We start from the raw sequence: 15,612 nt of genomic DNA, 5'->3' as shown, positions 1-15,612 counted from the left end.
CACCAGTGGCGGTTACATCATTCACAGGTTATGTGTCTCGTTATTGAACGACGTTCAAATATTGGCAATTTCCTAAACATCGTTCAATAACGAGGTTGTAACAGGTCATGTGTGGGTGGGACAAAGAGGGACAGAGAAGTCAGCCACGCGGCCGCAATACTCTGGCCGGGTTGCCGGCCACCACCATACCTGCCGGGACATCCCGGGTAACAACCGATCCCATGCCGATCACTGCGCCATCACCTATAGTCACGCCATCGACAATACCGACATTGGCACCGACCCAGACATCGCGACCAATACGAATACCTGTCGATGATACGGCCTGCTCACGAATCAGCCGGTCCACGGCTAGACCATGGTTAAAGGCATAAACGGTACAGCGTGCGGCGATACGGGTGTGATCACCGATCTCAATACCGGCGCGGCCACCGTCGAGAGTGACACCGTGGTTAATGCTGACGTGATCGCCTATCCGGATTGGCCCATGCAGAAAGCAGCCCGCCGCAATTTGGCTGCCATTCCCAATGATGATGTCACGGCCCGGCTCGGCAAACAGGTTTGCCTCCGGGGCAACAAAACAGCCCTCGCCAAAACGAATGGTCTCCATGGCCATCAAACTACGTTGCAGTTGCTGCTGCCAGGCTTCGGCCCACTCACGCTGGACCGGTTTCAGAGAATGATATAGCCACGGCATGTAGCTGAGGCGCTGCTTGTGTTGCTGGCGATATTGATCAGTCATCTTGGGCCGTGCGGTTTCATGGGGGAGTCGGATACCTTAGCATCCCCGTCACATTCACATAAAAAGAAACAGGAGGTCATATGACCCGGCTCGCTCTTCTCCCCTTTTTCGCTCTAATCGCCGTTTTAACCGGTTGCGCAACCGGCGGCGATAATCCTTGGTATGGCGCCGGCAAACAAATGGCTAAAGAATTCGGCCTTAGCGAATCAGCTCAGGCATCCGATGCCCTCAAGCAGGTTCTTAAACTTAGCAGCCAGCGCGCCGGCACCTCCCTGTCCGCCACTGACGGTTACCGTAACAGCGGCTACCCATTGACCTTGCCCGCATCCCTGAAGCCGGTGGCCGATACGCTTCGCAAGGTCGGTATGGGGGGCTATCTTGACAAGGTGGACGCCGCCATGAACCGCGGAGCTGAGCAGGCCGCAGCAGAAGCCTTACCCGTATTTCAGCAGGCCATCACCAATATGACCATTCAGGATGCGGTGGATGTAGCTACCGGAGGGGAGACCGCAGCGACGGATTATTTCCGTGGCCAAACCGAAGCTCAGCTGCGCCAACGCTTCCAGCCAATCATCCGCAGCAACCTTGAAAACACCGGCTTCTATAGCCAGTACAAATCCATGCTGGATACCTACAACGCGTTGCCGCTGACCAGTAAACCCAATTTGGATATTGAGTCAGAAGTGATGAACCAGAGCCTGAACGCCCTGTTTGGTCGCATGGCCGCTGAGGAGAAGATGATTCGTCAGGCACCACTGTCCCGTGGTTCCGCCATGATCAATGCCGTACTCGGCATACAGAACTGATCTACATGCCCAACCCATGCAGCGGCAAACCGCTGCATGGGCTCAGTTCAGGCAACAGCTCAAACAGCTGCCTTTTGCCGGGCGCGCATGAAATACCACAGGAACACCAACGCACAGGCACCATCCCAGATGCCGTACCCGGAATAAAACAATGCCACCATCAGATCCTGCTCATATAAGGCTGGTAGAGCTTCTTTATTGTGGATAATCCAGTGCACCCAGCGCAGATCAAACAGCAGCTTCTCAAGAGCAAACACCAGTAACAGCCACGGCACCTTGTCCCACACCGGTGCCACGGCAATATAGGCCAGGCCCCACAGGGCAATGATCACCACTCCAGGCCAACTAAAAAATAGCGGATCCTGGGCAGCCAGTAGATCGCCGTCTAACAGGGGCGTCAGAAAACCCAGCAAGGTCAAGTTGACCAAGCCAATAAGAATAATCACGTTTCGTTCAGTCATGACAGCTCCGCATGTCGTTGGCAGGTCAGCAGGTGGTCATTCACTATGCCGATAGCCTGCATCATCGCATAAACAATGGTCGGGCCAACAAAGCGAAATCCTCGCTTTTTCAGATCCTTGCTAATAGCCACTGCCATCGGGGTCTGCGCCGGCACGTCATTCATGCTGGCAAACCGGTTAACCACTGGTCTACCACCAACAAAGCCCCAGATATAGCGATCGAAACTACCAAACTCGTTTTGCACCGCCAGAAATGCCTGCGCATTGCTCACTGCCGAATTCACTTTAAGACGATTACGCACGATCCCCGGGTTGCGTAACAACTTCTCGATGCGGGCCGGGGTAAAGCGCGCCACCTTGGCCGGATCAAACCCGGCAAAGGCTTCCCGGTAATTGTCCCGCTTTTTCAAAATAGTGATCCAGCTAAGCCCGGCCTGCGCGCCTTCCAGAGTGAGAAACTCAAACAGGGTGTGCTCATCATGCACCGGCACACCCCACTCATGGTCATGATAATGCTGATAGAGCGGGTCTTCTCCGCACCAGGGACAACGGGCCATACAGAACTCCCAGAACACAATGCAGGAAGAATGCGCCGCAACCGCAGTTGGCACAATGCAGCAAAACCAAGCTATCCCCGCTATACTGCGCGACTGATTTTTCAGCCGTTTCCGGGACACCTCGCATGTCGGACACACCGAAGACTGATACCAGCACTTTCCAGGGCCTGATTCTGGCCCTGCAGCAATATTGGGCCGAGCAGGGCTGCGTCATTATTCAGCCACTGGATATGGAAGTGGGCGCTGGCACCTTCCATCCGGCGACCTTCCTGCGCGCCATCGGCCCGGAAATCTGGAACAGTGCCTATGTGCAGCCATCTCGCCGCCCCACTGATGGTCGCTATGGAGAAAACCCGAACCGGCTGCAGCACTACTACCAGTTTCAAGTGGTACTGAAACCGTCCCCGGACAACATTCAGGAGCTATACCTCGGCTCCCTGCGCCGCCTAGGCGTCGACACCAGCGTGCATGATATCCGCTTCGTCGAGGACAACTGGGAATCGCCAACCCTCGGCGCCTGGGGTCTGGGCTGGGAGGTCTGGCTGAATGGTATGGAGGTTACCCAGTTCACCTACTTCCAACAGGTGGGCGGCATCAACTGCTATCCGGTGACCGGCGAGATCACTTACGGTCTGGAGCGGATCGCCATGTACCTGCAGGGCGTTGATTCCGTTTATGACCTGATCTGGTCCGACGGTCCATTCGGCAAGGTCACCTATGGTGACGTGTTCCACCAGAACGAAGTGGAGATGTCGACCTTCAATTTTGAGCATGCCAACACGGCCATGCTGTTCGGTCATTTCGACGATTTCGAGCGCGAGAGCAAGGCGTTGATTGCCGCCGGCCTGCCGTTGCCAGCCTATGAGTATGTGCTGAAAGCATCGCACACCTTCAACCTGCTGGACGCTCGCAAGGCGATCTCGGTGACCGAGCGTCAACGCTTCATTTTGCGGGTACGCGAACTGGCCCGTGCCGTGGCCGAAGCCTATCTGGCCAGCCGTCGCGCCGCAGGCTTCCCGCTGGCTGATGCCACAATTCGTGATGAAGTGCTTGCCGACTTGGCAAAGCAAGATGCCAAGCAAGACAAGAAAGGAGCCAAGTGATGCAACGCGCAGATTTGTTGATTGAGCTTGGCACCGAAGAGCTGCCACCGAAGGCCCTGAAAGCACTGTCTGAAGCTTTCGCCACCGAAACGCTGAAACAAATGGATGACGCTGGCCTTGAGCATGGCGCCATGAAAGTTTTTGCGGCGCCGCGTCGTCTGGCGTTTCGCATTGAACAGGTTGCCGTGGGACAAGCAGATCGCGATATCGAGCGCCGTGGTCCGGCGGTAAAAGCTGCATTTGACGAAGAAGGACATGCAACCAAAGCCGCCCTCGGTTTTGCCCAGTCCGTTGGACTGACCATGGATCAGCTGGAAACTTTAGAGACTGACAAAGGCGCCTGGCTGGTGGCGAAGGTACGCGAACCGGGTAAGCCTCTGGCGGAGCTACTGCCGGCCATGCTGGAACAATCCCTACAGCGCCTGCCGATTCCAAAGCGAATGCGTTGGGGCAATCGAAAGGTGCAGTTTGTCCGTCCTAGTCAATGGCTGGTGGCACTGTTGGGTGATCAGGTCCTGGATATCACTTTGCTGGACCAGAATGCAGGTCGCGAATCCCGCGGCCACCGTTTCCATGCTCCTGCCTCTATTCGCCTGGCTTCGCCAGCCGAGTACGAAACTCGTCTGGAAAATGAAGGGTTTGTGATAGCCGACTTCGACCGTCGTCGGGAAATGATCCGTGAGAACGCCGTCGCTGCCGGTAAAAAGGAAGGCGGTGTTACTTCTATTGATGCCGACCTGCTTGACGAAGTAACCGCACTGGTGGAGTGGCCGGTGGCCATGGTCGGTCATTTCGAAGAGGACTTCCTGCGCGTACCCCAGGAGGCGCTGATTACCACCATGGAGTCGAACCAGAAATATTTCCCGGTACTGGACGGCCAGGGGAAGCTGAAGAACGCATTCGTGTTTATCAGCAACCTTGATTCGAAGGAACCTGCGGTTGTGATTTCTGGTAATGAGAAGGTAGTTCGTCCACGGTTGTCCGATGCTGCTTTCTTCTACGATCTCGATCGCAAAAAAACACTCAGGGAGCACGCTGAGCCGCTGGAGAAAGTAGTATTTCAACAGCAGCTGGGCAGTGTCGCAGACAAGTGCCGCCGAATTTCCAAACTGGCGGGCTTTATTGCAGAACAGATCGGCGGTAATAAAGCACTGGCGGAGCAGGCCGGCATTTTATGTAAAGCGGATTTGGCTTCTGCCATGGTGTATGAGTTTGACACCATGCAAGGGATAATGGGTTATTACCTGGCCCTGAATGACGGCCTGAATGCTGAGGTCGCCGAAGCTATGCGAGAGCAGTATCTGCCGCGTTTTTCTGGCGATGTGCTACCGCAGACCAGGACCGGAATGGCGGTGGCCATTGCTGACAAACTTGACACGTTGGTGGGTATTTTTGGCATTGGTCAGAAGCCTACCGGTGACAAAGACCCCTATGCGTTGCGCCGCGCCACACTTGGCATTCTACGCATCATCATTGCTAACAAACTCGACCTCGACATGCGTACTCTGATTGATCAGGCTGCGCAGGCATATTCAGGTTGTGAGCTCAAGGCAAAAGACAGCCTGCAAACTGATGTTCTTGAGTTTGTGCAGGGTCGTTACCGTGCCATGTATCAGGAGCAGGGCATCGATACACCGGTAATCCTGTCCGTATTGGCGATTAACCCGACCAAGCCACAGGATGTGGAGCAGCGCATTCAGGCCGTAGCAGCATTTCGTACACGCCCGGAAGCCGCTGCTCTGGCCGCGGCGAACAAAAGGGTTGGCAATATCCTCAGCAAGCTCAGTGGTCCGGCACCGGAGTTCATCAAACAGGATTTGCTGCAGCAAGATGAAGAGAAAGTATTGTTCGCTGCCTTGCAGAAGGCCATAACGGATAGCGCCAATGTCAGCGACTATGCGGCGGTACTGGCAAGCCTCGCGGCACTACGCCATCCGGTTGATGAGTTCTTCGAAAAAGTCATGGTCATGGCCGATGATGTAGCGCTGCGAGACAACCGTCTGGCGATGCTGGCCCAGTTGCGCGGGTTGTTTCTCAAGGTAGCCGATATTTCCGAATTGGGGTGATATTCAAGCTCCCAGCGCTCCTCGCCTCAGGGGAAGGGCGCTGCAAATGGGTACAGTAATGGACCAGAAACACCATCAAAATGCGTTGCCCGGCCGAAAGGTCGATGCCCAGATTGCTGTCCGCAGTATTACCTTTTTCTTGCTGTATAACCTGATGGGTATCATTCACAGCATGGTTTGTTTGCTGGTGGCGCCGTTTCAGACTTTTGAACAGCGCTACCGCTTCGTTAATCTCTGGACCTACGGCACCATGTGGCTGCTACGTCATCTCAGCGGCGTCAGGATTGAGGTTCAAGGCCTGGAGAATATTCCAAAGGATCGCGCTGTCGTGATCATGGCCAACCATCAAAGCCAATGGGAAACCTTTTACCTGCAAATACTCAGTTCACCACAAGCAACCATTCTAAAGAAGGAGCTGTTATGGGTTCCTTTTTTTGGCTGGGCGCTGGCACTTCTCAAACCTATTGCTATCGACCGCAAGAAAGCCTCGCAAGCATTGAAGACGATTTTACGCGTGGGCAAGCAACGTCTGGAAAGCGGCATTAGTGTAGTCATCTATCCGGAAGGTACGCGGCAACAGCCGGGCAGTCTGGGTCGCTTTAACGGCGGTGGCGCATCGCTGGCGGTGTCTGCGCAAACTCCGATTGTTCCGGTGGTACATAATTCCGGCGACTGCTGGCCGGCGCGATCTGTTTGGCGATTTCCTGGAACCATCACCGTGGTAATCGGAACGCCCATTTCGGTAACTGACAAGACCGTAGCTCAGGTCAAACAGGAATACGTCGACTGGATCAGCGCCAACTATCCGGGGGAGTTACGCATCAATAAGGCAGGGCAATAAAAAACCGGCTTATGCCGGTTTTTTATTGCTTCAATCTGATCAAATATCCAGATTCGACACGTACAGCGCATTGGTCTCGATAAAGTCCCGACGGGGTTCAACGTCGTCGCCCATCAGACAAGAGAAGATCTGGTCAGCGGCGATGGCATCTTCAATAGTGACCCTGAGCATCCGGCGTACTTCCGGATCCATGGTGGTCTCCCACAGCTGGGAAGGATTCATCTCGCCCAGACCTTTATAGCGCTGAATGCCAGTCCCCTTGCGTGCCTGTGCCATCAGCCATTCCAGTACATCGTCAAACGCACTGACAGGGCGCTTGGTCTCGTTACGCTGGACAGTGGCATCAGCAGCGAGCAGACCCTCAAGCTTTTCCCCAAGGGTCTTGATCTGCTGATAGTCACGGGAACTGATAAAGTCGGCGCTGATCACGTAGTCACGGTGTACGCCGTGAGCAAGTGCTCGCACACCCGGAAGATACCATTCTCTCTCGGGGTCCTTAACCGCTTCCACTTCATAGCGATGGATATCGTCAGCTGCTTCATTGGCCTTGGCGCCAAGCTTGGCACACCATTCCTGCATAAAGGTTTGGTCACCCAGTTTGTCCGAGCTGAGCGTAGGCAGGTAGATCAACTGCTCCAGAACGGTAGCCGGGAATACTCGAGACTGACGATCAACAATCTTCATCACGTTGCGGTATTCTTTAATCAGGGCCTCAAGGCGTTCGCCAGTAATCGGCGGAGCGCCATCCCCTGGGTTAAGAGCGCCGTTCTCCAGTGCGATAGAGGTCAAATACTCCTCCATGGCCTGATCATCCTTGATATAGGTCTCTTGTTTACCCTTCTTGACCTTGTATAGCGGCGGCTGGGCAATGTAGATATAGCCGCGCTCAATCAGCTCTGGTAGCTGACGGAAGAAGAAGGTCAGCAGCAGGGTGCGGATGTGAGAACCATCCACATCAGCGTCAGTCATGATAATAATGCGGTGGTAACGCAGCTTATCGACGTTGTATTCATCTCTGCCAATACCGCAGCCTAGCGCGGTAATCAGGGTGCCAACTTCGGCAGAGGAAAGCATCTTGTCAAAGCGAGCCTTCTCCACATTAAGGATTTTGCCCTTCAGGGGCAGGATTGCCTGGTTCTTGCGGTTGCGGCCCTGCTTGGCAGAACCACCCGCAGAATCACCCTCGACAATATAGAGTTCAGACAGGGCAGGGTCTTTTTCCTGACAATCAGCCAGCTTACCCGGCAGACCGGCGATATCCAGAGCACCTTTGCGACGGGTCATCTCCCGGGCGCGGCGAGCGGCGTCACGGGCTCGAGCGGCATCAATAATTTTCTGGACAATCTGCTTGGCTTCCGCCGGACTCTCCAGCAAATAGTCGCTAAACAAGTCTGCCATGGTGGATTCCACCGCGGACTTCACTTCCGAGGACACCAGCTTATCCTTGGTCTGGCTGGAGAACTTGGGATCCGGGACCTTCACCGAAATTACAGCAGTCAGACCTTCGCGGGCATCATCGCCTGTGGTCGACACCTTTTCCTTCTTCAGGAAGCCCTCATTTTCCATGTAGCTGTTCAATGTCCTGGTCAGGGCCGCGCGAAAGCCTGCCAAGTGGGTGCCACCATCTCGCTGGGGAATATTGTTGGTGAAGCAAAGGATGTTTTCGTTATAGGAATCATTCCACTGCAAGGCCACTTCCACACCAATGCCGTCTTCGCGATCAAACTGGAAGTGAAAGACCTTGTTGAGAGGGGTCTTTGTGCCATTCAGGTAGGTAACAAACGCCGACAGGCCACCTTCAAACTCAAACAGGTCCTCCTGGCCACTACGCTCATCCTTCAAATGAATGCGAACGCCAGAGTTCAGGAAGGACAGCTCGCGCAGGCGTTTGGCGAGAATATCGTAGTGAAACTCAATATTTGTAAAGGTTTCCGGAGAAGGGCGGAATCGTATTGCCGTTCCAGTTCCCTGAGTTTCACCAACCACTGCCAGCGGAGCATCTGGCACACCGTGGCGATAGATCTGCTCATGAACCTTACCTGCTCGTCGAATGGTAAGTTTCAACTCTTCTGACAGAGCATTAACCACAGACACGCCGACGCCATGAAGCCCGCCGGAAACCTTGTAGGTGTTGTCATCGAACTTACCGCCGGCATGAAGTACCGTCATAATTACCTGAGCAGCGGAAACACCTTCTTCGTCATGCATTCCAGTAGGAATGCCACGGCCATTGTCGGTAACAGTGACGCTTTCATCCGGGTGGATAATAACGTTGATCTCTGAGCAGAACCCCGCCAAAGCTTCATCAATAGAGTTATCCACCACTTCAAACACCATATGGTGTAAGCCAGTACCATCATCGGTATCACCGATATACATACCCGGGCGCTTGCGCACGGCATCCAGTCCCTTAAGGACCTTGATACTGGAGGAGTCGTAGCTAGTCTGCTCTGTCATGGAGTTTCCCTTGCCTGAGTATCAAATGGCTCCAGATCTTTTACTTGCCTGGAGTCTCTTATCCCTTCTGCACCTGTTTTAGGGTGCCGTGTTCCACGTGGAACACTGTGTAATCAATCTCATTCCCCAAGGGTGCCAAAGCAGGATCCAAAGAGGTCACAATGACCTGCTTGCTAACCCTGATAACCGCACCCATCACCCTGTCTGCATTATCCCGGTCCAACTCTGATGTCAGGTCATCAACCAGCATCAGACAGTCCCGGCCAGCCAATTCACGGATCAACCGGACTTGGGCCATCACTAACGCATAGGCGACTATCTTTTGCTGCCCCCTGCTAAATACCTCGCGAACAGGCCCCCCGTCAGCGCTCAACAGCAGGTCCGCCCGATGAGCCCCCTTGCCGGTAAAGCCGCGACGGACATCCTGCTCCAGCGACGATGCCAGAACCTGAGCAATATCATCTCCAGAGGCCCAACCTGAATTCAGGTTAAGGCCAACCGCTGGTACTGACGCAGAGAACGCCGCCAACTCATCCTCAAACAGAGCTGTGAGTTGGGGCAGATGGCGCCTTCGCATGGCGTCGATTCTAACAGAACTCTCAGCAACCTGCCGGTCCCAAACAGCCAGTTCCCGCAGCTTCAAACCGGGCTGCTTGAGAAGCCGATTACGCTGCTCAACAGCACTCCGTAGTCTACGCCACTCACTGATGAAATCCTGTTCCACGTGGAACATTACCCAATCAAGATAGCGGCGCCTGGCTGAGGATCCTCCTTCCACCAGCTCTACCGTGCCCGGGTGCAGCACCTGAACCGGAAACAACCTTGCTATGTCACTAAGCCCGGAGACCCGCTGGCCATCAAGTCTGGCGTCCATTAATGACTGACGATCCCTTTGGATGCCGATACGACGACTACCCTGATCCCCACTGATTTCAGCAAAAAGCGTGCAATCACTGGTATCAGCCATAATCAAACTAGCCATTCTTGATGTGCGGAAGCTGCGCCCTGCACCGAGAAGATAGATGGCTTCGAGAAGGCTTGTCTTCCCAGATCCATTCTCCCCGGTTACCACGCTGACAGCGCTGTCCGGCACGAATACTTGATCGCGATAATTACGGAACTGGTGGAGATGGAAGCGTTGCAGCATCAAGGGGAGGGGAGTCGTCGGGTATGAGATCCAGGATGGGCGGACCAATACTGGTCCGCCCGACAGGATCATAAACGCATCGGCATAACGACATAGGTCGCTTGGCGAGCAGCCGGGTCGGCCACCAGTGCTGAGCTATTGCTGTCTCCAAGCTGCAGCTCAACGGCATCGCCGTGCATTGCGTTCAAGACTTCGAGCAAATAGCTGACATTGAAACCTATCTCCAATGCAGCCCCGGTGTAATCCACAGAAACCTCTTCTTCCGCCTCTTCTTGCTCCGGGTTATTCGCCTGAATGCGCAGACTGCCCTCAGCTAGCTGTACTCGGATGCCGCGATACTTTTCGTTAGAAAGAATGGCCACTCGGCTAAGCGCCTGTTTCAAAGTCTCCCGATCCGCATTAACCAGACGATCACACTTCTTCGGGATGACCCGGTCATACTCCGGAAACTTGCCATCCACCAGCTTGGAGGTAAAGGTGATATCGCCCGCAACAACCCGAACATGGTTCTTGCCAACGATAACTTCCACCTCACCGCCGGCATCGCCCAGCAAACGGGAAAGCTCCATAACCCCTTTGCGCGGCAAAATAACCTGGGCCTGATCCTTGATGGCTTCCAACTCAGCATCGCACATAGCTAACCGATGACCATCGGTAGCCACAGTGCGCAAACGCCCGGGACGCAACTCAAACAGCATGCCGTTGAGATAATAACGAACATCCTGCTGAGCCATGGAGAAAGCAGTACGATCGATCAGCTGGCGCAAGGCTCCTGGGGCAATAGCAAATACGGAACCCTCAGTCTTCTCCTCGAGATTAGGGAATTCGCTTGCTGGCAGGGTGGCCAGGGTGAAACGACTACGCCCTGATCTTATAAGTAAGCGCTCACCATCAATCTCGAAGCGAATATCGGCCTCTGCCGGCAAGCTCTTGCAAATATCCACTAACTTTCGTGCGGGCACAGTGGTTTCGCCTTCGCGAACCTCCCCGCCAATTGCCAGATGAGCGACCAACTCCAATTCCAGATCTGTACCAGTCATAGACAACCGGTCACCGGAGACCTCGAGCAGGACGTTCGACAAAACTGGCAGAGTCTGCCTGCGTTCAACCACCGAGGCTACCTGCTGCAGCGGCTTGAGCAACTGTTCACGATTGATGCTGAATTTCATGATCCCTTCCCGACTCCGGTTTTTGTTGGTCTGACCTGACTTGTTACCACTAGGCATCAGGACGTCAGTGTGCGCAACAGATTCTGATAGTCACGCTCCATATCCGCATCTGATTCCCTCAGTTTGCCGATATTCTTGCAGCCATGCATGATTGTGGTGTGATCCCGACCACCGAAGGCGTCGGCAATCTCTGGGTAGCTATGGCTGGTCAACTCCTTGGCCAAAGCCATGGCAACCTGGCGTGGGCGGCTAATCGAACGACTACGTCGTGACGACAACATGTCATTAAGCTTGATGTTGTAGTACTCCGCCACCACTCGCTGAATATTATCAATACTGATCTGTCTGGCATGGCTTGCCAAAAGGTCCTTCAAGGCATCCCTTACCAGATTGATATCCACCACCGCGCCACTTAGCCGAACGTGCGCAATAACCCTTTTTAATGCCCCTTCCAATTCCCGAACATTGGAACGAATTCTCTGGGCAATAAAAAAAGCTGCCTCACTAGGTAAATCGATCTTCGCCTCTTCCGCCTTCTTTTTAAGAATCGCCACTCTGGTTTCCAGCTCCGGCGGCTCTAACGGCTGAGACAAGCCCCAACCAAAACGGGACTTTAGACGATCTTCCAGACCAACGATTTCTTTCGGATATTTATCGCAGGTCATAATCACCTGCTGGCCATTCTCGATCAGAGAATTAAAGGTATGAAAAAACTCTTCCTGGGACTGCTCTTTTCCGGCAAAAAACTGAATGTCATCAATCAGCAAAGCATCAAGGGAGCGATAAAAGCGTTTGAACTGGTCTATGGTCTTGTTACGCAGAGCACTGACCATATCCTGAACAAACCGCTCGCTATGAAGGTAGACCACTCTTGCCCCTGGCTTACGCTGCAAGATGGCATTACCAACAGCATGCATTAGGTGGGTTTTACCCAAACCGACTCCACCATAAAACAGCAATGGGTTATAGCCTTGGGTACCGGGGTTCTCGGCCGCTTGCTGAGCCGCAGCAAATGCCATTCGATTTGACTTGCCCTCAACGAAGGTATCGAAGTTATAACTGGTGATCAGATTGGACCGATGCTGGTGGGTCGGTGCTTCTGATGATACGGAGGAAGCAGAGACCTGCACCGGAACTGCCACTGTGGGCTCCCTGGCGGCCTCCTGAGGCCTGCCAAGCACGACCTCGGTAACGGTGCGCGATGAACCGACTTCGAGCTCAATACTGGGTGCCCCGTCGCTTCCCAGATCTCCCATTAATTCCCTTATTAACTCGAGATACTTATCTCGCACCCAATCGACTACGAACCGGTTCGGAGCGAACAGGGTCAGGCTGCGGCCATCCGACCCCGCAACAACTTGTAGGGGGCGAATCCACATATTGAATTGCTGGGATGGCAGCTCGTCTTCAAGACGCGACAAACAGCGATGCCAGAGTTCTTCAGACACGTCTCAGAAGCCTTACGGGGAAATCGAATGAAGAAAGCATTCTATACTCTGTTCAGACCCCCCGGCCAGCAAACAGAACAGGCTATTTCCCCCTGTGGATAAGATTGTGAATAAGGTCGCCTGAGCGCTGGGTAACAACAGGGGAGAAAACACCCTTGCGGGGAACATAGTGATTTGATCCCCGGTTCCACGACCCTTATCAGACCTTTCTCCCGCCTTCATCCGCAGGGTTCATTTGTCTTTAATTTATTGATTTATATAAACAAATAACGGTTATACACAGATATAAGCCTGCCTTATAAGTAATAAAAACAAGAAAAGAATTTAAATATCTTTTAATAATTAAGGACCCGGGAAAACACCTGAAACCCTTGCATTGACAATCCTCCGGGGTCTGCCTAGAATTGCCGCCCTTCGCACTACCCGAATCTGTGAGACTGACGATGAAACGTACTTTTCAACCCAGCAATATTCGCCGCAAGCGTACCCATGGCTTCCGTGCTCGCATGGCAACCGCCAATGGCCGTGCTGTGCTGAACCGTCGTCGTGCCAAAGGTCGCAAGCGCCTTGCTGTCTGACCTGTTTTGCTTCCGCCGCCCCTAACGGGGCGGTAGATATACTCGCAACACCAGCCTGCCGGCAGTATTTGCCATGAATTCTCCCGGTTCCAGGCAGTTCCCTCGCAGTCACCGACTGCTCAGTCCGTCTGAATTCAAGCCACTTTTTGATAATCCTCAATGGCGAGCCAGCAGCCAGCATTTTCTTTTACTGGTTTCAGAAAATGGCCTCGCCGCTGCGCGGCTCGGTATCGTGATTGGCAAACGTCGGGTCAAACGAGCCGTAGATCGTAATCTCCTTCGTCGTCTGATGCGGGAGTCATTCCGACATCTGGGGCCTGAACTGGCTGGTCTGGACATCGTCATACTGGTCCGTGCAAACATCGACCATCCCGAAAAAGCAGTGTTCACGGCCCAACTTGCCAAAGTCTGGAGCAAGCTGCTTGCCAAGCGTGCTGCGGACTGAGAAACTGCCCGCCGCTTTTCTCGCCGATATGTTGAACCCGCTATGGAAATCAAGCGCGCCCTTGTTTTGACCGCAATCGCCGTGGTCGCCTACATGATGATCCTCGCCTGGCAGCGTGATTATGGTCACGCTACTACGGTGGCTAATACTCCGTCGACGGAACAGGTATCTTCGCTACCTGAGCTTCCAGAAGGCGGTCAAGAGGCTGTTCCAGAGGCCTCTGACATCCCGGTAGCTACGACAACTGATATGGGCATGACGCCAGCCCAGATTCCCGCTACGGCACCGGTGGAGGACGACAGACTGATACGCGTCAGCACAGACGTGTTTCAGCTAGAGATCGACCGGCTGGGTGGTGACATCGTCCGTCTGGCATTACCTAAATATCCCCTGCATGCTGAAACACCAGATCAGCCTTTCTTGCTAATGCAGCGTGACAGCACGCATAAATACATAGCCCAAAGTGGCCTGATCGGGCCGAACGGCACTGACACCTCTGAGGGTAGGCCGGTATGGCAAGCTAACCAGTCGAGCTATCGTCTGGATGAACGTGATAATGAGCTCAATGTTGATCTGACCCTGCAGCAGGCCGGCGGTGTGACCCTGGTCAAGCGCTACACCCTCGAACGGGGCAGCTATCTGGTGCGCATATCACACATTGTTCGCAACAGTGGTGATGAAACCTGGCAGGGTGCTTTATATGGCCAGATTCGTCGTGATGGCGGCGCTGATCCAAGTGGTTCCAAAGCGGGCTTTGTACCGATGCCGACCTACTTGGGTGCTGCTTACTGGTCCAGCGAAAAGCCTTACAACAAATTGCCCTTCAAAGACATTAAAGAAGAATCTTTGAAAATAGCTGAGGACGCTGGCTGGATTGCCATGCTTCAGCACTACTTCCTCAGCGCCTGGGTGCCGGATCGCCTGCAAAAACACACCTACAGTGCCACCTGGCTATCAGCTACTGACGAATACCTGTTGCGCTTTGTATCACCTGTGGTGAACGTGGCTCCAGGTACCGAGCAGGTACTGTATTCAGAGTTTTATGCTGGACCGAAACAACAAGATGTACTGGAAAGCATCAGCCCCGGTTTAAATATGACGGTGGACTATGGCTGGTTGTGGTTTATTTCCCAGCCCATATTTGCCGTGCTGATCTTCCTGCAAAGTGGTCAGATCACCCTGTTTGGCAACAGCTTCGACCTTGGTGCCGGAGTAGGAAACTGGGGCGTGGCGATTATTCTGCTGACCATGTTGCTTAAAGGCCTTTTCTTCAAGCTATCTGCGTCGAGCTATCGTTCCATGGCGAAAATGCGAAAGGCGGCTCCGGAGATGACCCGCATTCGTGAGCAGTACAAGAACGATCGCCAGAAGCAGCAAATGGAAACCATGAAGCTGTTTCAGGAGCAGAAGATCAATCCACTGGGTGGCTGCTTGCCAGTTCTTGTGCAGATGCCTGTTTTTATCTCGCTGTACTACGTTCTTCTAGAGTCAGTGGAACTTCGTCAGGCTACCTTCCTTTATTTGAATGATCTGTCGATCATGGACCCCTGGTTTATTCTGCCTTTGTTGATGGGCGCATCGATGTGGTTCCAGATGCGTCTGAACCCGGCGCCGGCGGATCCCACTCAGGCTCAGGTGATGAAATGGATGCCAGTGATCTTCAGTGTCTTCATGCTGTGGATGCCCTCCGGTCTGGTACTTTACTGGTTGACCAATAACCTGCTGTCGATCGCTCAGCAATGGGTTATCACTCGAAAAATCGAAAACGAATAGAATGTGTCGACCCTCCCCG

Annotated in this window: 14 protein-coding genes; 7 read left to right on the top strand and 7 right to left on the bottom strand. The window is 53.7% G+C overall.

Annotation, left to right across the window (positions count from 1 at the left end):
• Positions 1-139 precede the first annotated feature (139 nt).
• On the bottom strand, positions 140-742 hold the full coding sequence (locus J1C54_RS05060; protein WP_229145442.1) for a DapH/DapD/GlmU-related protein: 603 nt from the start codon (positions 740-742) through the stop codon (positions 140-142).
• A gap of 80 nt (positions 743-822) precedes the next feature.
• Here J1C54_RS05060 and J1C54_RS05055 point away from each other — a divergent pair, with 80 nt between their 5' ends.
• On the top strand, positions 823-1,548 hold the full coding sequence (locus J1C54_RS05055) for a DUF4197 domain-containing protein (RefSeq protein ID WP_229145441.1): 726 nt from the start codon (positions 823-825) through the stop codon (positions 1,546-1,548).
• Between the two features lie 59 nt (positions 1,549-1,607).
• Here the strand turns inward: J1C54_RS05055 and J1C54_RS05050 are convergent, their stop codons facing one another.
• Positions 1,608-2,009, bottom strand: coding sequence for a hypothetical protein (locus J1C54_RS05050; protein ID WP_229145440.1), 402 nt, complete (start codon positions 2,007-2,009; stop codon positions 1,608-1,610).
• A complete protein-coding gene (locus J1C54_RS05045) occupies positions 2,006-2,566 on the bottom strand; it encodes a DNA-3-methyladenine glycosylase I (RefSeq protein ID WP_229145439.1) in 561 nt (186 codons plus the stop codon). The genes J1C54_RS05050 and J1C54_RS05045 overlap by 4 nt, the downstream gene beginning before the upstream one ends.
• 125 nt (positions 2,567-2,691) lie before the next feature.
• On the opposite strand from J1C54_RS05045, the gene glyQ reads away from it, so the two are divergent.
• From glyQ to J1C54_RS05030, 3 genes are read left to right on the top strand one after another with little or no spacing between them, the layout of a single operon-like run.
• On the top strand, positions 2,692-3,669 hold the full coding sequence (gene glyQ, locus J1C54_RS05040; protein ID WP_229145438.1) for a glycine--tRNA ligase subunit alpha: 978 nt from the start codon (positions 2,692-2,694) through the stop codon (positions 3,667-3,669).
• The gene (glyS, locus tag J1C54_RS05035; protein ID WP_229145437.1) at positions 3,669-5,735 is read left to right on the top strand and encodes a glycine--tRNA ligase subunit beta; all 2,067 of its coding nucleotides are present in this window, start codon (positions 3,669-3,671) and stop codon (positions 5,733-5,735) included. The genes glyQ and glyS overlap by 1 nt, the downstream gene beginning before the upstream one ends.
• 46 nt (positions 5,736-5,781) lie before the next feature.
• Entirely contained in the window at positions 5,782-6,576 is a 795-nt protein-coding gene (locus J1C54_RS05030) for a 1-acyl-sn-glycerol-3-phosphate acyltransferase (protein WP_229145436.1), read from the top strand.
• Between the two features lie 39 nt (positions 6,577-6,615).
• On the opposite strand, the gene gyrB is transcribed toward J1C54_RS05030, so the two are convergent.
• The 4 genes from gyrB to dnaA all read right to left on the bottom strand — a co-directional run bounded on the left by gyrB (position 6,616) and on the right by dnaA (position 12,797).
• On the bottom strand, positions 6,616-9,033 hold the full coding sequence (gene gyrB, locus J1C54_RS05025) for a DNA topoisomerase (ATP-hydrolyzing) subunit B (protein ID WP_229145435.1): 2,418 nt from the start codon (positions 9,031-9,033) through the stop codon (positions 6,616-6,618).
• Between the two features lie 58 nt (positions 9,034-9,091).
• Positions 9,092-10,180: a DNA replication/repair protein RecF gene (gene recF / locus J1C54_RS05020; RefSeq protein WP_229145533.1), complete on the bottom strand. Its 1,089-nt coding sequence runs from the start codon at positions 10,178-10,180 to the stop codon at positions 9,092-9,094.
• Positions 10,181-10,248: 68 nt separating this feature from the next.
• Positions 10,249-11,349 carry a DNA polymerase III subunit beta gene (gene dnaN / locus J1C54_RS05015; protein WP_229145434.1) on the bottom strand — a complete coding sequence of 367 codons (1,101 nt, stop codon included), beginning with the start codon at positions 11,347-11,349 and terminating at the stop codon, positions 10,249-10,251.
• Positions 11,350-11,405: 56 nt separating this feature from the next.
• The gene (gene dnaA / locus J1C54_RS05010) at positions 11,406-12,797 is read right to left on the bottom strand and encodes a chromosomal replication initiator protein DnaA (protein WP_229145433.1); all 1,392 of its coding nucleotides are present in this window, start codon (positions 12,795-12,797) and stop codon (positions 11,406-11,408) included.
• Between the two features lie 443 nt (positions 12,798-13,240).
• Here dnaA and rpmH point away from each other — a divergent pair, with 443 nt between their 5' ends.
• From rpmH to yidC, 3 genes are all read left to right on the top strand, one after another.
• Positions 13,241-13,375 carry a 50S ribosomal protein L34 gene (gene rpmH / locus J1C54_RS05005; protein WP_229145432.1) on the top strand — a complete coding sequence of 45 codons (135 nt, stop codon included), beginning with the start codon at positions 13,241-13,243 and terminating at the stop codon, positions 13,373-13,375.
• A 73-nt stretch (positions 13,376-13,448) separates the two neighbouring features.
• On the top strand, positions 13,449-13,820 hold the full coding sequence (gene rnpA / locus J1C54_RS05000) for a ribonuclease P protein component (RefSeq protein ID WP_229145431.1): 372 nt from the start codon (positions 13,449-13,451) through the stop codon (positions 13,818-13,820).
• A 42-nt stretch (positions 13,821-13,862) separates the two neighbouring features.
• Positions 13,863-15,593 carry a membrane protein insertase YidC gene (yidC, locus tag J1C54_RS04995; RefSeq protein ID WP_229145430.1) on the top strand — a complete coding sequence of 577 codons (1,731 nt, stop codon included), beginning with the start codon at positions 13,863-13,865 and terminating at the stop codon, positions 15,591-15,593.
• Positions 15,594-15,612 lie beyond the last annotated feature (19 nt).

It is taken from the genome of Alcanivorax sp. 1008, assembly GCF_020667895.1.
GTDB lineage: Bacteria > Pseudomonadota > Gammaproteobacteria > Pseudomonadales > Alcanivoracaceae > PGZG01.
Note: the sequence above shows the minus strand (reverse complement) of the source record. Positions and strands in the feature narration are given on the sequence as shown.